Genomic DNA, 17560 nt, shown 5'->3' with positions numbered 1-17560 from the left:
ATGTCCTAACAACAACCGGCGTCCGATCTGTTACGTGAAGATTTCCCGGCAGTCATTTACGTCGGCAGGTTGTCATGACATTCTGAGCAACGCCAGCCTTTCGAGTCACCCCAGTCGCCGAAGGGAAGCACCATGTCAGTTCAGCGTAGAACGACTACGGGCGCGGTCGCCGCGCTCACCGCTCTCGCTCTCACCATGGCCGGTTGCGGCTCCGACGAGCCGTCCGGCGCGGACGCGAAGAACATCACCCTCACCATCGCCGCCAACTCCATCGTCGGCGGCAAGAACTCAGCCGGGGCCCAGTGGATCCAGGACTGGGTCATCCCCAAGTTCATCGAGGCGCAGAAGGCCAAGGGCGTCACCGCCAAGGTGACGTTCGTGCCGAGCGGCGTCGACGACGAGCAGTACAAGACGAAGCTGGCGTTGGACCTGCGCAGCAAGGCCGGCCCCGACGTCATCGCCATCGACGGCATCTGGGTCGGCGAGTTCGCCCAGGCCGGTTACATCAAGCCGCTCGCGGACGTCGCCGGCGCCGGAGTGGACTCGTGGGAGGGCTGGAGCCAGATCCCGCAGTCCGTCCAGGGCCTCGGCACGTTCGAGGGCAAGAAGTACGGCGTGCCGCAGGGCACCGACGGTCGCGTCCTCTACTTCAACAAGAAGCTGTTCGCCCAGGCGGGCCTGCCGGCCGACTGGCAGCCCAAGTCCTGGCAGGACATCCTCGACGCGGGGGCCAAGCTCAAGACCCTCCCCGGCGTCACGCCGATCCAGATCAACGCCGGCACCGCGATGGGCGAGGCGACCTCCATGCAGGGCGCGCTGCCGCTGCTGGTGGGCGCGGGCGGCGAGATCTGGAAGGACGGCAAGTGGGCCGGCGCCAACCAGCCGGTCAAGGACATGCTCGACTTCTACTCCAAGGTGTACGGCGGCGGCCTCGGCGATCCGAAGCTGCAGCAGGAGGCCAAGGGCCGGGACAAGTCCTTCGAGATGTTCGCCGCGGGCAAGATCGGCATCCTCGGCGAGGGCGACTACTTCTGGCGTAGCGTCGTGGAACCGAAGTCGGGCATCGCGAAGATGGCCGACCGGGACACCACCGTCGGGTACGCGTTGATCCCGGCCAAGCAGCCCGGGGGCGGCATCCGGGGCCAGGACTTCGTCAGCATGTCCGGCGGCGGCGTACGCGTCGTGAACCCCAACAGCAAGTACCCGGCGCAGGCCTGGGAGCTGCTGTCGTTCATGAGCTCGGCCGAGGCGGTCAAGTCCGAGTTGGCCGGGGCGGCCCGGATCACTGCCCGGATGGACGTCAACAAGGACGTCCTCTCCGCCGACCCGATGCTCAGTTTCGTGTCGCAGAAGGTGCTGCCACTGACCGCGTACCGGCCGCCGCTGGCCGTGTATCCGCAGGTGTCGGTGGCGTTGCAGGAGGCGACCGCCGCGGTCGTGTCCGGCAAGAGCGCGGCGGACGCGGCCGCCGAGTATCAGAAGAAGGTGGAGGGGATCGTCGGTGGTGCAGGCAACGTCCAGTCCTGACACCACCGAGGACACCAGCACGCAGCAAGAGCCGGGGGCGCGCCGCGACGGCGCGTCCCCGGACGCCGCCGGGCTCGGCCGCGCCCGGGCGGCCGCGTTCGTGGTGCCCAGCATGGTGCTCATCGTGCTGTTCCTCGTCCTGCCGGCGGCCTGGACGATCTATCTCGGCATCACCAACTACCGGCTGACCGGGCTCGCCGCCGCGCATCCGGAGATCGTCGGGCTGGACAACTACACGACGGCGCTGGGCGACGACCGTTTCCTGACGTCGCTGGGTCTGACGTTGCAGTTCGTGCTCGGGTCGGCGGTGATCGGGCAGGCCGGTCTGGGCTTCGCGATCGCGTGGACGCTGCGCGACCGCCGTGGCCCGATGCGCCGCATCGTCGAGGCGTTCGTGCTGCTGGCGTGGATCCTGCCAAGTTCGGTGGTGGCGTTCCTATGGATCGCGCTGCTCGACCGCGACGCCGGGACGCTGAACGCGGTCCTGCACACGCCGGGCGCGGCCTGGCTGCTGGACCACCCGATGCTGTCGATCATCGTGTTCAACACGTGGCGGGGCACGGCGTTCTCGATGATGCTGTACAGCGCCGCGTTGGGTAACGTGCCGCCGTCGCATCTGGAGACGGCGAAGCTGGCCGGGGCCAACACCTGGCAGCAGCTGCGGGACGTGGTGTTCCCGCGCATCCGCGGGCACATCCTGACCAACCTGCTGCTGATCAGTCTGTGGACGTTCAACGACTTCGCACCGTATCTGATCACGGCGGGCGGGCCCGAGCAGAAGTCGGAGATCCTGGCCGTCTACGTGTACAAGGTGGCCTTGTCCGGCGGTCAGCTCGGCTTCGGGTCGGCGATCTCGTTCCTCATGCTGCTCATCAACCTCGTCATCGCGCTGGTCTACCTGCGGATGCTGGGACGCCGGAAGGAGGAGGCGTGAACTCCACCGTCAGCCACCTGCTCGGCCGGATCGGCCGCTACGTCTTCCTGTGCCTGGTCCTGGGGTTCTTCGCGATCCCGCTGCTGTGGCTGGCCACCGCGCCGTTCGACAGCACGCCGCGGATCACGACGTCGATGCCGGACTTCGCGCTGGACAACTTCCGGGCGCTCATGGACAACCCGTACGCGATGGAGTCGCTGCTGAACTCGGTGTGGCTCGCCGGGGGCACGGCCCTGCTGGTCGTCGCGTTCGCCGCGCTGGCCGCCTACGCGTTGAGCCGGGTCCGCATCCCGGGCCGCGACGCGCTGCTCTACGGTCTGCTGCTGCTCTCGTCGATCGTGACGGGGACGGCGACGATGGTGCCGTTGTTCGAGCTGGCGTTCCGGCTGAACCTGATCGACTCCCGGCTCGGGGTCATCCTGATCATGTCGGGTGGGCTGCTCCCGGCGGCGATCTTCATCCTGAAGGACTTCATGGACTCCACGCCGACCTCGTACGAGGAGTCGGCGCGGGTGTTCGGGGCCAGCCCGCTGCAGATCGTGCGGCACATCGTGGTGCCCGTCGTCCGCCCGGGTCTGGCCACCGTCGCGGTGTGGGCGGTCGCCAACGTGTGGGGCAACTTCCTCGTGCCGTTCCTGCTGCTGCGCAGCCCGGACAAGGCCCCGGCGGCGGTCATCATGTACACCCTCTACACCGAGGGCGGCCAGGCCGATCTGCGGCTGCTGTCCACGTTCTCACTGCTCTACTCGCTGCCGGTCGTGCTCATGTTCATCTTCGTGAGCACCCGCTACGGCTTCCGCTTCCACGGAGGGATCAAACGCTGATGGCCGCCATCACCATGAGCGGGCTGACCAAGGTCTACCCCAACGGCGTACGTGCGCTGAACGCCCTCGACCTGCAGATCGCCGACGGCGAGTTCTTCGCCTTGCTCGGCCCGTCCGGCTGCGGCAAGACGACGCTGCTGCGCACCATCGCCGGGCTCGAGTCGGCCTCCGGCGGCACGGTGCACATCGGCGACACCGACGTGACCGGCATGCCGCCGGGGCGGCGCGACGTCGCGATGGTGTTCCAGGATTACGCCCTGTTCCCGCACATGAACGTGCGCGACAACATCGCGTACCCGCTGCGCATCAAGAAGGTGGACAAGCGGACCCGGCACGGCAAGGCGGCCGACACGGCCGACGGCCTGGGCCTGGCCGAGCTGCTGGAGCGGCGACCGGCGCAGCTGTCCGGCGGGCAGCAGCAGCGGGTGGCGCTGGCCCGGGCGATGGCCTACACGCCGCAGGTGTTCCTGCTGGACGAGCCGCTGTCGAACCTGGACGCGCGGCTGCGGCTGGAGGCGCGCACGTTCCTCAAGCGGTTGCAGCGCGACCTCGGCGTCACCACGGTCTTCGTCACCCACGATCAGGCCGAGGCGCTGGCGCTGGCCGACCGCATCGCGGTGATGCAGGGCGGGCGCATCCGTCAGGTGGGTACGCCGGTCGAGGTGTTCCGCCGCCCGGCCAACACCTTCGTCGCCGGGTTCATCGGGTCGACCCCGATGAATCTGCTGCCCGCGACCGTCCAGAACGGAGGCGTGGCGGTCGCCGGCGCGATCCTGCCCATCCCGGAAGCCGCCGAAGGCCAAACCGCCGACGGGGAAAGCGTCACCTACGCCGTACGCCCGGAGTATCTCGACTTTTCGCCGGCTGAACGCGCGAACGCGCTGTCGGGCGAGGTCGTGGTGGTCGAGAACCTCGGCAGTTCGTCGCTGGTCAGCCTCGACCTGCCCGGCGACACCGGCACGGTGCAGGTCGTGGTGCCCGAAGGCGACGAACCGGCGCCCGGCGACCGCGGCTGGGTCGTGCCGCGACCCGGTCGAGCGCTGCTCTACCGCGACGACGAGCTGGTCGCCGCGCCGATCCCGGTCCAGCCCACCGGGGCGAACCGATGACCGTGCAGCGGGGCCGCTGGACGATGGAGGACCAGGCCGAGCAGATCATGCGCTCGATCCCGGTCGACGTTCCGCCCGGCACCGCCGCGCTCACCGTCGAGCTGGCGTACGACCGGACCCAGGGCGTGCTCGATCTCGGATGCGAAGGACCCGACGGATTCCGCGGCTGGTCCGGCGGGGCGAGGGATCGCTACACGATCACGCCCGGCTGGGCCACGCCCGGCTACCTGCCGGGAGCCCTGGAACCGGGGGTGTGGCAGGTGCTGCTGCGGTTGCATCGCGTACCGCCGACGGGGCTCGACTTCACCGTCACCGCGACGACGTCCGACAAGACAGCGCAAGAACCACCGGCCAGCGAACCGCCGCCGGTCACAGCACGAGGCCCGCGACGAGAACTCCCGGCCGTGGAGGGAAAGAAGTGGCTGGCGGGCGACCTGCACTCGCACACCGTCCACAGTGACGGGATCTTGACCGTGCCGGAGCTGGCCGCGCTGGCCGTCGAACGGGGACTGGACTTCCTCGCCGTCACCGACCACAACACGGTCAGCCACCACCCGGAGCTGGCCGCCGCAGGCAGGCACTACGGGATCGACCTGATTCCGGGACAGGAGGTCACCACCGACCGGGGCCACGCCAACGCGTGGGGACCCATCGGCTGGGTCGACTTCCGGCGCCCGGTCGACGAATGGGTGGCGGCGGTCGACCGCGACGGCGGCATCCTGTCGATCAACCATCCGCTCGGCGGCGACTGCGCCTGGCGGCAGCCGGTCACCGACCGGCCCCGGCACGCCGAGATCTGGCACTCCGGCTGGTTCGACCGGACCTGGGGCGCGCCATTGGCCTGGGCGGACGCCTGGCGGCCCGACGTCATCCCGGTCGGCGGCAGCGACTTTCACCGGCCGGGCAACGACGGGCTGCCCGGCAACCCCACAACCTGGGTCCTCGCCGACGACGGCGACGTGCTCGGCGGGCTGAAGGCGGGCCGGGTCGCGATCAACGCCGGACCCGCCGAAGCCCTGCTGGTCCGGTTCGGCGACGAACTGCTCGCCCTGGACGCCGACGGCACGGTCCTGATCCGGCCGGACGGCTCCCGGATCGTCATCCGGGGCGACCGGGTGACGATCCCGGCCGGGGACGGCCTGCACCTGCTGGAAACCGCAACGACGGAGGTGGTCGCGCTGTGCAGGTGAGAATCGCCAACGCCCCCTGCAACTTCGGCGTCTATTCGCTCGACACGCCGATCATCGACCCGGACACGATGCTCGCCGAACTGGCTGCGGCCGGCTACACCGGGATCGACTCCGGCCCGATCGGCTATCTCGGCACCGGTGCGGAGCTGGCCGACCGGCTCGCCCGGCACGGCATGCATCTGGCCGGCGGCTGGGTCGACCTGCGCTACGGCGACCCGGACGGTTTTGCGGCCGACCTGCCCAACCTCGACACGGCGCTGGACGTGTTCGCCGCCGCGCCGGTCGACGACGACCGGTTCGCTCCCCGGCCCACCCTCGCCTGCCCCGCCGATCCGCGCCGATTCGCTGCTCCCGGCGTACCCGTCGATCCCGAAGCAGCCTTGCCCGAGGCGGCCTGGGCCGGGTTCGCGGACCGGGTCCAGCAGGCCGCGGACCGGTGCCGGGCGCGCGGCCTCGAGCCGGTCTTCCACTACCACCTGGGCACGGACATCGAGACCGGCGAAGAGGCCGACCGGCTGCTCGCGCTCACCGACATCTCGATCTGCCTGGACACCGGGCACCTGGCGCTCGCGGGCGGCGACGCGGTCGCGGCGGTGCGACGCTGGGGTCCGCGCATCAAACAGGTCCACGTCAAAGACGCGGACCGTCTCGTCCATCATCGTGTACGCGATGAGGGGGCGGACCTGTCGGCGATGGTTCGCGCCGGCGGCTTCCCACCGATCGGCCAAGGCGACGTCGACCTGCCTGCCGTGCTGAGCGAACTGACCGAGATCGGCTACACCGGCTGGCTCGTCGTGGAGCAGGACGCGCCCGGCACCGGCCAGGACCTCGGCCGGATCCTCGCCGACCAGCGCGCCAACCGCGCCAAGCTTGCCGAATGGGGGCTGAAATGATCCGCGTGGCGATAGCCGGGCTGGGCACGATCGCCCGCACGGCGCACCTGCCGATGCTGGCCCGCCGGTCCGACCTGTTCTCCGTCGTCGCCGTCAGCGACCTGTCGCCGTCGGCGCTGGCCGAGTTCGACGTCGCCCGGTACGCCGACGCGGCGGACATGATCGCCGCCGGTGGCTTCGACGCGATCCTGCTGCTCACGTCGGGATCACACGGGGCCTTGGCCGGTCAGGCGCTGGCCGCCGGGCTGCCGGTGTTCTGCGAGAAGCCGCTGGCGCTCACCCGGGCCGAGATCGCCGAACTTCCCGAGACGGATCGGCTGATGGTCGGCTACATGAAGCAGTACGACCCGGCCGTCGAACGGGCCCTGGAAGAGCTGGACCGGATCGGCGGCCCGTCGGCCGTGCACCACGTCGACGTCACCGTCCTGCATCCGAGCGGCGAGTCGCAGCTCGCCTTCGCCCACCTGCCATCCTTCTCCGATGTTCCCGCCGCGGCGCTGGCTTCCCTGCGCGCCCGCGACGACGACCTCGTACGCGCCGCCGTCGGCGACGATCCGGGCGCGCAGCGCCTCTACCGCATCCTGGTCAACAGCCTCAGCCACGACCTGTCCCTGCTGCGGCTGTTCACCGGGGCGCCCGCCACGATCGATCATGCGACCACGTGGCCGCGCAAGGGCGTGCCCGAGCCGTCCGTCGAAGTCACCGGGGACCTGCCCGACGGCGGGCGCTACACGCTGCACTGGCACTACCTGCCGGACTATCCGGCGTACCGGGAGACGGTGACGATCCACCACGAGCGCGGCTCGCTCGAACTGGTCTTCCCGTCGCCGTACCTGATGAACGCGCCGACTCGGTTGACCATCGTGGACGGGCCGCTCCGGTCGGTCTTCACCAGCGTCGACGAGGCGTTCGAACGGGAACTGGTCGCCTTCCACTCGCTGGTCACCACCGGAGAATCCGTCCGCACGGGCGTCGCCGGCGGCCTGTCCGACCTGGTCACCAGCCAGCGCATCGTCCGCGCGTCCCAGCACGCCGTCTCCGGAGAGGCCATAGCCGCATGACGCCGACTCGTACGCCGACGGAGATCATCGTCGTCCCGCACACCCACTGGGACCGCGAGTGGTACGAGCCGTTCCAGCGGTTCCGGCTGCGCCTGGTGGCCCTGCTCGACGATGTCTTCGACCGGATGGCCGCCGACCCGCGGCAGCGGTTCACCCTCGACGGGCAGATGGCGGCGGTCGACGACTACCTCGAAGTCCGCCCTGACCGCCGCGACCAGGTACGCGACCTGGTCGCCAACGGGCAGCTGTCGGTGGGGCCGTGGCAGATCCTGCTCGACGAGTTCCTGTGCTCGGGCGAGAACATCATCCGCAACCTCGAACGCGGACTGCGCCGGGCCGAAGAACTCGGCGCAGCCCTGCCGGTCGGCTACCTGCCCGACATGTTCGGCCACATCGCGCAGATGCCGCAGATCCTGACCGGTGCCGGGCTCGCCCACGCGTGCGTGTTCCGGGGCGTACCGGGGTCGCTGGACCAGCACGCCTTCGGCTGGGAAGCCCCCGACGGCACCGTCATCCGCACCGAATACCTGCCGGGCGGCTACGGCAACGCGGCGTCGCTGACCGCGTCGCCGCCGCTGGTGGCCGCCCGCGCGGTCGAACTCGCGGCGTACCTGAGCGCCTGGTACCCCGCCAACGATTTGGCCGGCCCGCGCCGTCCTCCCGGCTCCGAGTCCTCGCCGGATCGAGCGACCCGGCCCGGCGCCGGCGGCCCGATGCTCGGCATGTACGGCACCGACCACGCCGCCCCGGCGGCCGACGTCGCCGACCTGCTCGCCCGCGCGTCCGCGGAGACCGGGCTCGACCTGCGCCTCGGTACGCTCGCCGAATACTTCGCCACGCAGTCCACCCGGTTCGAAGGGTTGCCCCGGATCACCGGCGAACTGCGGTCGCACGCCCGCGCGAACATCCTGCCCGGGGTCATCTCTGTGCGTACCCCTCTGAAGCGGGCGATGGGACGCGCGGAGCGGGCGGTCGAGCGGCACGCCGAACCACTCGCGGCCTTGTGGCACACCAGCCCGCCGGTGGAGGGCTTCCTGGACATGGCGTGGAGCCGGCTGATCGACGCGTCGTGCCACGACTCGGTGACCGGCTGCGGCTGTGACGAGACCGCGGTGCAGGTGGCCGCGCGGCTGGCCGAGGCGGACCAGCTGGCCCGCGCGGTCGTCGACCTCGCCGGCGCGAGCCTGACCGCGGCCGTGCCCAACGACGGGTACGCCGTCTGGAACCCGTCGCCGTTCGAGCGGACCTCGCTGGTCGAGTTGGACCTCGACACGTCGGCCGGCCTCGTGACCGGCGACGGTGTGCCGGTTTCGACCCAGGTCCTCTCCTCCGGCCCCTCCGTGCTCGCCGACGACCGGCTCGACGGCCTGGCCGAGATCGCCAAGGGACTGCGGCGCATCCACGGCATCGAGCTGTACGGGCAGGAGATCACCAAGTGGGAGCTGGAGGGCGACGAGCTGACCTTCCACGTGGCCCGGCACGGCGACCCGACGTTCAGCCTGGAAGCCGTGTGGGCCGCGCTCGCCGACCACACCTCGGTCCAGATGCGGATCGTGGCCGCCCCGCGTTCGGTCGTCGCCGCCGCGGTCACCGTTCCCGCGCTGGGCCACGTGTCGGTCCGGCCCGCCATTTCCGCCGCCGCGCATTCCTCGCCGGTGACCGTCGACGGCTCCGTTCTCGACAACGGTCTGCTGCGGTTCGACGTGGCCGACCTCGGGCTGATCGTCGACGGCGGGGACGTGGGGGACAGCTACAACTACGCCGCACCCGCCGCCGATCTGCTGGTCTCCGAGCCGACCTCCACATCGTCGTCGGTTGTGGCGGCCGGGCCGTTGCTCGGCATCGTGGAGGTCTCGCGGGTCTACGAGTGGCCGGTGGCCGCCTCGGTGGCCACGCCGGTCAGCCCGACCGTGGTCGCCGCCGCGCCACCGGCCCCGGCCCGGTCCTCGACGCTGGTCCCGGTGACCGTGGTGACCCGTGTCGAGCTGCGCGTCGGTGAACCGTTCGTACGCCTGACGATCAGCTTCGACAACCCCTGCTCCGATCACCGGGTGCGGCTGCACCTACCTGCGTCCGCCGTGGAGTCCCACGCCGAGGGCCAGTTCGCGGTCGTGACCCGTCCCGCCACGGTCCCGCCGGACGGCTCTCCCGGCGAGTTCCCGCTGCCGACTTTCCCGGCGTCGGGCTTCGTCGTCGCGGGCGAGACTGCCGTGCTTCTCACCCAGCCCACCGAGTACGAGGTGGTCGACGGGCATCTCGCGATCACGCTGCTGCGCTCCATCGGCATGCTCTCGCGCAACATCCACGCGCTACGCGACGAGCCCGCCGGGCCGCAGTTGCCGGCTCCGCAGGCCCAGTGCCACGGGCCGATCACCTTCGACCTGGCCGTCATGCCGATCCGCGCCTCGTGGGATCGGGCGGGAGTGGCCTTGGCGGCGGAGGTCTACCGGCATTCGCTGCTCGCGTTCCCCGGCGCCGCCGCGCCGTCGGCTCCGCTGCCCGCATCTTCCTCCGGGTTGTCGGTGTCCGGCGACGGCGTCACGATGACATCGCTGCGCTCCCGTCCGGGTTGTCTGGAATTGCGGGTCGTCTGTCTGCAGCCTGCTCCGTCGACCGCGGTCGTGTCCGTGCCCGGACTGCGGTCGGCCTGGCTGGCCGACCTCCGCGGGCGTCGGCTCGGCTCGCTCGCCGTCTCGCCGGACGGTTCGGTGTCGCTGGATCTGCGCGGATTCGAGATCGCGACCGTCCAGCTCGCTCGCTGACGTCATCCGGGCTGGGTGATCTCCGGAGCGCCACGTAACGTGATCATGGTGCGGTGACGTGCGTGAGCTTCCGGAGATCACCCGGCTCCGCCTGACCCTCGGCCCTCTGCCCGACCCGCGCGGCACCCCGGCGGCGTCGGGCTCCACTCGACCCGCGCGGCTCACCCGGCCGCGTCGGCCTCTGCTCGAGCTCGCGCGGCTCACCCGGCGGCGGCGTCGATCGCGTCGATCAGCAGCGGACCCTCGGCCAGCACCGCATCGTTGTGATCCGCCCCGGGCACGGCGATCGGGGCGACGCCGGCCCGCTCGGCGACGGCGATGCTCTGCGCGGGCGGCACTATGCCGTCGGCGGTTCCGTACACCACGGTGATCGGTGACTGCACGCTGGAAACCTTGTCCAGCACGGGAAACCGGTCGCGCAGGAGAAGGCGTACGGGGAGGAACGGGTAGTGCGCCGCACCCACGGAGGCGAGATCGGTGAACGGCGAACGCAGGACGACGGCCCGCACCGGTTGCTCTGTCGCCAAGTCGGTCACGACCGCCGATCCAAGGCTCTCCCCGAACAGCACGATTCGGCGGCTGTCGAAGGAGGCGCGCAGAAAGTCGAACGCCGCGCGGATGTCGAGGAAGAGCCCGGATTCCGTCGGGCTCCCGGGATTGCCGCCGTAGCCACGATAGTCGAACAGCAGCACGGTCAGCCCTCGCTCGGTGAGCGCCCGAGCCAGCGGTACTCGTCCCGCCCGGTTACCGCCGTTGCCGTTGGCCACCAGCACCGCTGTGCCTCGGCTCGCCTGCGGCGTCGAGAGCCAGCCCCGAAGCGTCAGACCGTCGGCGGTGCCGAAGCTGACCTCCGTCATGTCGGCCGGCACCGGGCCGGTCTCCTGACTGGGGAAGTAGATCAGCTTGCGCTGGCCGAAGTAGAGCGCACCCACGAGGAGCACGGTAACGGACAGCACGACGATCACGGCCCGCATAACCTTCCGCCTGCCCATGACTGCGATTGTGCGCGCTTGACCCTCACGCGACGTGAGTCCCTACCGTCGAAACCATGAAGATCACGGTTATGGATACACCGCGGGCGATGCTGGAGATCCTGGCCCGTCCGGTGGCCGAGCGCGCCGACGCGCTGCGCGACCTCATCGCGCCCATGTACGAGCACGTCCCGATGCCCGGCGACCCGGTCGATCTGCACCACCAGGGTGGTGGCTTCCGCGTTGACGCCGACGACCAGCGCTACGTCCCTGCGCTGACCCGGCTCGTCGACGAGGACGTCGTCGGGCAGATCGCCGCCACCTTGGATCGTGCTTCGGCAGCGCTGGGGGACTGGAAGCAGCCGGACGAGGTCAAGGTCCTGTTCATGCTCGGCAACCCGGACGACGAGCACCTGATGAAGGTCACCGGCGGCTACTACGGCATGGGCGGCGCGCCGGGTTGGCTCTACCTCATCGGCTGGCCGTCCGACGACGTCATCGGGCGGATCGCGTACTGCGCGGTGCACGAGTTGCACCACCAGATCCGGTACCAGAACGTGCCCTGGGTGCCGATGGTCGGCGAGCACGTCGTCTCCGAAGGACTCGCCGAGGCGTTCGTACGCGAACTCGCCGGCCCGTCCGCGATGGGACCGTGGTCGACGATGGTCACCGGCTCCTCCCTGGACGATGCCTACGACAAGACGGTCGCCGCGTTCGACGTCACCGGATACGACAAGACCGCGGCGTACGTGCTGGGCGACACCACGGCCCGCAGGTTCGGCTCGGAGCCGGTCGGCATCCCCGACATGGCCGGGTACGCCGTCGGCCTGCGCATCGTGGACGCACACCTGAAGGCGAGCGGCCTGACGGTGGCGCAGAGCACCGGCCTGACCGGCCCGGAGATCCTCGCCAGCGCCAGCTCGTGACCGGCACTCCTTGATCATGGTCATTTCCACGTCGTCATGGCGACCTGGAAATGACCATGATCAAGCATTCCGTCCGTCCCCGATCCAGGCAACGAAGGAGAGCTACAAGATCGTTACTCGCGCGGACGGACAGCTGATCATGTCGAGCTGTAGCGTGCCCGCGTGACCGATCCCGAACTGCCGGCGGCCACGCCGGAACGCGCCGATCGAAGCTGGAATGTGCTGGCGATCGCTTCAGCCGTCGTCGCATCATGCGCCGCGCCGGGCGGGATCGCGGCTCTGATCATGGGCGGTATGGCGTTGCGCCAGATCGCGCGCCGAACCCAGCGTGGTCAATTCCTCGCAATTATGGGAATTCTCCTTGGCCTGGCGTCGATCACGCTGTCGCTCGGAGCGGCGGCGGTCTGGGTGAGCGACCGGGGGACATCAGCGGCGGAGCTGCGTCAAGGTGATTGTCTGCCGGAGATGCCCGGGATATTGTCCGTCACCGAGTTCCAGGTCGTGCCATGCACTGAACTGCACGCCCTGCAGGTCTACGCCGTCGCGCAGGTGCAGGACTCAGCCGAAGAGGCTGTGGTGGCCAGCAGGGCAGAGGTGGAGTGCGCTGTCGGCCGCGAGAACCTCACGGTGTCCGCGCGTCTCGATCCGGCGATGACCTACATGTACATGCGGACCGAGACGGCGGAGAACGGCCAGATCACTGTGTACTGCTTGGTGGGACTCGGACGCTGGCGCAAGATGACGGAGTCGATCATGAAGTGAAGCTACCGGGCCGCAAACTTCAGTAGCGCCAGAGCGTACGGGCGACGATTTCCTCTTCGGACGCCCCGTCGAACACCGCAACCTCACCGCGCCGAACAGCGAGAACGGTGTCGACCAGCTCAACCCCCAGCGCGGAGGCGAAGAAGGGATCGCCCTCCAACGCGTCGGCCGCAGCCGACAGGGAAGTGGGCAGCCGAGGCGGCGGCGATGCCAGCGAAGCCGGATCGACCTCGACCGGTTCCGGCAGCGACAACGTGGAGGACACCCCGTCCAAGCCGGCGCTCAACAACGCAGCCAGCGCAAGGTAAGGGTTGGCGGTGGCGTCGAAACATTTCACCTCGACGTTGGCGGCCGATTCACGTTCGCCTACCGAACCGGTGATGAACCGCAGCGCAGCCTCCCGGTTCTCGTGCCCCCAGCACGCGTACGCACCGGCCCAATGGGAGGGCACGAGCCGTAGATAGCTCGCCACCGAGGGGGCGCCGAAGGCGAGCAGCGCTGGTAGGCGAGCCAGGATTCCAGCGACGAACGACGAGCCGACGCCGGACTCCATGAGGTTCACCGAGTGCCGCCACAGGCTCAGGTGCACATGACCGCCGTTGCCGACACCACCGGCGACGACTCGTGGGGCGAAGCTGGCGCGCAGGCCGTGCGACAGACTGACGGCGCGGATCGTCTCGCGGACGAGCACGAGCATGTCGGCCGCGCCGACGGGGTCCTGCGGTGAGAACGACACCTCGAACTGCCCCGGTGAGTACTCCGGATGCAGCTGCTCGACCGGCACGTTCTCCGCGATCAACGCCTCCATCAGCGTACGCAGATAGTCCGAGTGCTCGACGACCCGAGCCATTCCGTAGGCCGGTGACGAATCAGCCGGGAACACGCACCATTCGACCTCGAACCCCGCCCGCACCGTGAAACCCTGATCGGCGAGGCGCGTCACGACCGTGCCGAGAATCCCGCGCGCGTCCTGCGGATGCCGGTCGCGATTCTGGTCGTACCGGTCGGCGGGCGCCCACGCCCATCCCGGTTGCCCCGCCAGCACGATGAGCCGTCGCAGATCCGGCACGAGCCGTAGATCGCCGACTGGGCCACCGGCGTACCGGCCGGTCACGGACGAGTCGTCGACCAGGAACGTGTCGAACACGGGCGACGCGCCGACACCCCACTGGGCCGCATGCGCGAGCCGCGCCACCGGGATGCCCTTCATCCGGGTGATGCCGCTGTTGTCCACCCAGGTCAGCGCGATCACGGCGACGTCGCGCGCGGACAGCTCGGCGGCGATCTCGTCCGGATTGGTCACAGAAGCGAACCTACCGGCAAAACGCCCGGCCTTCCGGCAAGCTGGTGAGGTGCGGGAATCCGTGGCGGCGCTGCCGCTGACCGACCACCACTGCCACGGCGTCGTCCGCCGCGACCTCGACGCGGCCGGATTCGCCGGGCTGCTCACCGAAGGTGCGCGCGGCTCGTGGGACTCCCGGCTCGGCTTCGCCGTGCGCGATCACTGCGCCCCGCTGCTCGACCTGCCCGCGCACGCCCCGCCCGCCGACTACCTCGACCGCCGCGCGTCGCTCGGCCACGCCGAGGTCACGGCCCGCTTCCTGGCCGCGGCCGGCCTCGGCGCACTCTGCGTCGACACCGGCTACCTGCCCGAACCCCTGCTCACCCCGCAAGAGCTCGGCGCCGCGGCGGGCGCGGCCGCGCATGAAGTGGTACGCCTGGAGCAGCTCGCCGAACAGCTGCTCACGAGCGGGGTCGACGCCATGGGCTTCGCGTCCGGCGTACGGGAGAATCTCGCCGACCGAGCCGAGGCCGCCGTGGCGGCCAAGAGCGTGGCCGCGTACCGCATGGGCTTGAATTTGAATCCTCGCCGCCCGACGGACAGCGAGGTGACCGCGGCGGCCGGGCTGGCACTGGCCACGATCGGCCGCGGCGGCCCGGCGCGGATCGCCAACGAGACGCTGCACCGTTTCCTGGTCTGGACGGCCGTCGACCTCGGCCTGCCGGTGCAGTTCCACACCGGCTTCGGCGACCCCGACCTGAACCTCCACCAGGCGAACCCGGCGCTGCTCACACCGCTCCTGCGAGCGATCGAACCGACCGGCGTGCCCGTGCTGCTGCTGCACACCTACCCCTACCACCGGGAGGCCGGCTACCTGACGCAGGTCTTCGACAACGTGTACTTCGACATCGGCCTCGCCGTGCACAACGTCGGCTCACGCGCCACCGCCGTGCTCGCCGAAGCGCTCGAACTCGCCCCGTTCCCAAAGCTCCTTTATTCCTCGGACGCGTTCGGGCTGCCCGAGCACTACTACCTCGCCGCGACCCTGTTCCGCGAGGCGCTGTCGGCGTTCCTCGCCGAGTTCACGGAGTCGGATGCGACCCGCATCGCCCACCTAATCGGCGTCGACAACGCCGCCCGCGTCTACCGCCTCTGATTCGGCGCCGCCAAATTACCTAATCCGCGCGTGAGGGTGAGCTCCTGCTCTGCGGCGGGAGGTGGAAGCCCGGGTTCCGGTACACGTCGTGTGTATACACCGGAGGTCTCCGCCACTCGCGCGCGTCGTTGAGAAAGACTTCTGTACCGTCGAAAACGGAGTCGCTGAGATCCACAAGTCCGCCGCTGAATGCTGTGTCGTCGAAGCGAATTTGGCCGCCGCGGCCACCGAACCGCCGCAGACTCACCCGGCCCGCGGCGAAGACGGAGCCACGCAGCGCCCGTTGGCCCTCCTCGTCCGTCGTGCCGCCAAAGGTGATGACGCCATCCCTCATGCCCGAACCGTCGAAGATCACGTCAGCTCCGTCGAACGTCGCCGCGACGAGCGCCAGCGTTCCTCCAGAGAAGCCGCACCTGCGAAAGTCCAATGTCCCTTCCTTCAGGTGGGCGTTGGCGAATGTCAGCATTCCATGATCGAACGCGGAGTCAGCGAAGTCGATGATTCCGCCGTCGAGAACCATGTCCTGGAAGGTCAGCCGATCGCCGCTGAACGCGCATTCCGTGAACAGAAGGACGGTCTCGCCAGTCACGTGAATTCCGGTGAAGTCTCCATCGCGCACTCGGCTGCGTGAGAAATCGAAACGGTGCCCCTGCCATGAGGTCTCCGCACCAGGTCGCAGGCGCCTGGCGATTATGTCGAACGCAGACGCGCGTACCTGAAGCTCCTGCCGACCCGGCGAATCGTGCTCGGCGGTCACGTCCGGTGAGGGCAGTCGCACATAGGCGCACAGGACATCGATGCAGGTCTGCCGGCCTTGCGGCCAGTCGTCGGCCAGGCCGGCCAGGGAGTAAAGTCCGGCGAGTCTTACCGCGGCCTGTTCCGATCCGAGCTGATCTCCGGCGGCGGAGAATCGCTCGTTGAACAGTCGCACGTCACTGCGAACCGCGTCGGCCTCTACCAGCCGATGAGCGTGCTCGGCGACCCGCTGTTTCCGGTACGCCACGACCAGTGCGAACACACCGCCGATGCCCGCCACGATCGCGAAGATCAGCTTCAGCACCTCGAAGAGTGTCGAAACGGTGATCGTGCCGTCGCGTTTCAACGACGGAAATCCGCCGAACCATAGCGCCCCGATCAGCAGGGCACTTAGCCCTGCCACTGTGGTGGCCAACGCGACTGCCATTGATCGGCGCAGTTCCCACATCGCGAGTTCGGGTGTCCGGTCGCTGCCAGTGGAGTCCGTCCGCTGTCTGGTCATCTCAAAAGTTCATCGTGATGTGTCAGACACCGCGATCACCCGGTCAGGTCGGGGAGCTGACTGACGAGTCATGTGGTTCTCCTGTTTGGCCGCCGCGCGACGCTGTGCGGCCAGTTCGACGGGATGAGCTGCAGGACGGACGGCGCGCCCGGCCCACAATAATCGACGGCACTCCCGCCACCCGCTTCGAAACGGTCGTCAACCGGCTACTGCTCGGCGACCTCGCGCAGGCGCGCCGACGCGTCGCTGAGCGAGGGCTCGCCGTGGCCGTAGCAGGCGACCTCGACGTCCAGGCCGGCCAGGCGCGCTGCCGAGTTCGCGAGCTGGGCGACATCGAGGTTGAAGACTCCAGGTATGACCTGTCCCATGTGTTCGGCGATCGTGTCGCCGGTGAAGACGACTCCGTGCGAGGGCAGGTGCAGTGCGATGCTGCCGTCGGTGTGGCCGGGGATCGACAGGACTCGTGCGCCGTCGCCGAACTCGACCAGGTCGCCGTCGCTGACCTCGTGGTCGACGCGTGATGGGGGAGCGGCTGGAAGTCCTGCGGCGACTTGGGCGTGCAGTTCGCGTTCGAAGTCGGTGAAGTTCGGCGGCGGGCCGGGTCGCTCGCCCCGAACGAAGGGCGCGTCGGCTTCATGCGCGATGATCTTCACGTCACCCCAGGCGGCCAGCTCGGCGGCGGCGCCTGCGTGGTCGTCGTGGAAATGGGTGAGCACGACCTGGGCGAGGCAGGACGGGTCGAGGCCGATGTGGTGCATCGCCTCGGCGATGAGCGGGCCTGATCCGGCCGGGCCGGCGTCGATGATCGTTGCGGTCTCGTCGTCACGCCACAGGTACGCCTGATATCGGCCCAGCACGATTCGGTACAGGTGCGGACGCAGCTCGGTGATGATCTCGCTCATGCC

At 69.5% G+C, this 17560-nt stretch carries 15 protein-coding genes; 11 read left to right on the top strand and 4 right to left on the bottom strand.

Annotation, left to right across the window (positions count from 1 at the left end; translation table 11 throughout):
* The first annotated feature begins 132 nt into the window (after window positions 1-132).
* Genes AB0H43_RS11985 through AB0H43_RS11950 form a run of 8 tightly spaced genes read left to right on the top strand, consistent with a single transcriptional unit; the run spans window position 133 to window position 10300 of the window.
* The gene (locus tag AB0H43_RS11985; protein ID WP_359999273.1) at window positions 133-1527 is read left to right on the top strand and encodes an extracellular solute-binding protein; all 1395 of its coding nucleotides are present in this window, start codon (window positions 133-135) and stop codon (window positions 1525-1527) included.
* Window positions 1502-2461 (top strand): sugar ABC transporter permease, encoded by a 960-nt coding sequence (locus AB0H43_RS11980; RefSeq protein WP_359999272.1) that lies wholly within the window; start codon window positions 1502-1504, stop codon window positions 2459-2461. The genes AB0H43_RS11985 and AB0H43_RS11980 overlap by 26 nt, the downstream gene beginning before the upstream one ends.
* Window positions 2458-3285: a carbohydrate ABC transporter permease gene (locus AB0H43_RS11975; protein ID WP_359999271.1), complete on the top strand. Its 828-nt coding sequence runs from the start codon at window positions 2458-2460 to the stop codon at window positions 3283-3285. The genes AB0H43_RS11980 and AB0H43_RS11975 overlap by 4 nt, the downstream gene beginning before the upstream one ends.
* Complete coding sequence (locus AB0H43_RS11970; RefSeq protein WP_359999270.1) at window positions 3285-4394, top strand: ABC transporter ATP-binding protein; 1110 nt, start codon at window positions 3285-3287, stop codon at window positions 4392-4394. Before AB0H43_RS11975 ends, AB0H43_RS11970 begins: the two co-directional genes overlap by 1 nt.
* On the top strand, window positions 4391-5584 hold the full coding sequence (locus tag AB0H43_RS11965; protein WP_359999269.1) for a CehA/McbA family metallohydrolase: 1194 nt from the start codon (window positions 4391-4393) through the stop codon (window positions 5582-5584). The genes AB0H43_RS11970 and AB0H43_RS11965 overlap by 4 nt, the downstream gene beginning before the upstream one ends.
* On the top strand, window positions 5575-6477 hold the full coding sequence (locus AB0H43_RS11960) for a sugar phosphate isomerase/epimerase (RefSeq protein WP_359999268.1): 903 nt from the start codon (window positions 5575-5577) through the stop codon (window positions 6475-6477). Before AB0H43_RS11965 ends, AB0H43_RS11960 begins: the two co-directional genes overlap by 10 nt.
* A complete protein-coding gene (locus AB0H43_RS11955) occupies window positions 6474-7538 on the top strand; it encodes a Gfo/Idh/MocA family oxidoreductase (protein WP_359999267.1) in 1065 nt (354 codons plus the stop codon). The genes AB0H43_RS11960 and AB0H43_RS11955 overlap by 4 nt, the downstream gene beginning before the upstream one ends.
* Entirely contained in the window at window positions 7535-10300 is a 2766-nt protein-coding gene (locus AB0H43_RS11950) for a hypothetical protein (protein ID WP_359999266.1), read from the top strand. Before AB0H43_RS11955 ends, AB0H43_RS11950 begins: the two co-directional genes overlap by 4 nt.
* 200 nt (window positions 10301-10500) lie before the next feature.
* Here the strand turns inward: AB0H43_RS11950 and AB0H43_RS11945 are convergent, their stop codons facing one another.
* Window positions 10501-11292 carry an alpha/beta fold hydrolase gene (locus AB0H43_RS11945; protein ID WP_359999265.1) on the bottom strand — a complete coding sequence of 264 codons (792 nt, stop codon included), beginning with the start codon at window positions 11290-11292 and terminating at the stop codon, window positions 10501-10503.
* Window positions 11293-11348: 56 nt separating this feature from the next.
* Between AB0H43_RS11945 and AB0H43_RS11940 the strand changes: the two genes are divergently transcribed.
* Together AB0H43_RS11940 and AB0H43_RS11935 are read left to right on the top strand one after the other, a co-directional pair.
* Window positions 11349-12197 carry a DUF2268 domain-containing putative Zn-dependent protease gene (locus tag AB0H43_RS11940; RefSeq protein ID WP_359999264.1) on the top strand — a complete coding sequence of 283 codons (849 nt, stop codon included), beginning with the start codon at window positions 11349-11351 and terminating at the stop codon, window positions 12195-12197.
* Between the two features lie 162 nt (window positions 12198-12359).
* Window positions 12360-12959 carry a DUF4190 domain-containing protein gene (locus AB0H43_RS11935; RefSeq protein WP_359999263.1) on the top strand — a complete coding sequence of 200 codons (600 nt, stop codon included), beginning with the start codon at window positions 12360-12362 and terminating at the stop codon, window positions 12957-12959.
* Window positions 12960-12978: 19 nt separating this feature from the next.
* On the opposite strand, the gene AB0H43_RS11930 is transcribed toward AB0H43_RS11935, so the two are convergent.
* Entirely contained in the window at window positions 12979-14262 is a 1284-nt protein-coding gene (locus AB0H43_RS11930; RefSeq protein ID WP_359999262.1) for a glutamine synthetase family protein, read from the bottom strand.
* Between the two features lie 49 nt (window positions 14263-14311).
* Between AB0H43_RS11930 and AB0H43_RS11925 the strand changes: the two genes are divergently transcribed.
* The gene (locus AB0H43_RS11925) at window positions 14312-15397 is read left to right on the top strand and encodes an amidohydrolase family protein (protein WP_359999261.1); all 1086 of its coding nucleotides are present in this window, start codon (window positions 14312-14314) and stop codon (window positions 15395-15397) included.
* A gap of 19 nt (window positions 15398-15416) precedes the next feature.
* On the opposite strand, the gene AB0H43_RS11920 is transcribed toward AB0H43_RS11925, so the two are convergent.
* Window positions 15417-16655, bottom strand: a complete 1239-nt coding sequence (locus tag AB0H43_RS11920; protein ID WP_359999260.1) for a hypothetical protein — start codon at window positions 16653-16655, stop codon at window positions 15417-15419.
* Window positions 16656-16861: 206 nt separating this feature from the next.
* Window positions 16862-17557, bottom strand: a complete 696-nt coding sequence (locus AB0H43_RS11915; RefSeq protein ID WP_359999259.1) for an MBL fold metallo-hydrolase — start codon at window positions 17555-17557, stop codon at window positions 16862-16864.
* Between the last annotated feature and the right edge of the window lie 3 nt (window positions 17558-17560).

Source organism: Hamadaea sp. NPDC050747, from assembly GCF_040654195.1.
Classification (GTDB): Bacteria; Actinomycetota; Actinomycetes; order Mycobacteriales; family Micromonosporaceae; genus Hamadaea.
This window is presented reverse-complemented; position numbering and strand designations above follow the sequence as displayed.

Coding starts and splice junctions, on each gene's coding strand:
- AB0H43_RS11985 (WP_359999273.1), top strand. CDS start 133: ATGTCAGTTCAGCGTAGAACGACTACGGGCGCGGTCGCCGCGCTCACC.
- AB0H43_RS11970 (WP_359999270.1), top strand. CDS start 3,285: ATGGCCGCCATCACCATGAGCGGGCTGACCAAGGTCTACCCCAACGGC.
- AB0H43_RS11965 (WP_359999269.1), top strand. CDS start 4,391: ATGACCGTGCAGCGGGGCCGCTGGACGATGGAGGACCAGGCCGAGCAG.
- AB0H43_RS11955 (WP_359999267.1), top strand. CDS start 6,474: ATGATCCGCGTGGCGATAGCCGGGCTGGGCACGATCGCCCGCACGGCG.
- AB0H43_RS11950 (WP_359999266.1), top strand. CDS start 7,535: ATGACGCCGACTCGTACGCCGACGGAGATCATCGTCGTCCCGCACACC.
- AB0H43_RS11945 (WP_359999265.1), bottom strand. CDS start 11,292: ATGGGCAGGCGGAAGGTTATGCGGGCCGTGATCGTCGTGCTGTCCGTT.
- AB0H43_RS11940 (WP_359999264.1), top strand. CDS start 11,349: ATGAAGATCACGGTTATGGATACACCGCGGGCGATGCTGGAGATCCTG.
- AB0H43_RS11920 (WP_359999260.1), bottom strand. CDS start 16,655: ATGACCAGACAGCGGACGGACTCCACTGGCAGCGACCGGACACCCGAA.
- AB0H43_RS11915 (WP_359999259.1), bottom strand. CDS start 17,557: ATGAGCGAGATCATCACCGAGCTGCGTCCGCACCTGTACCGAATCGTG.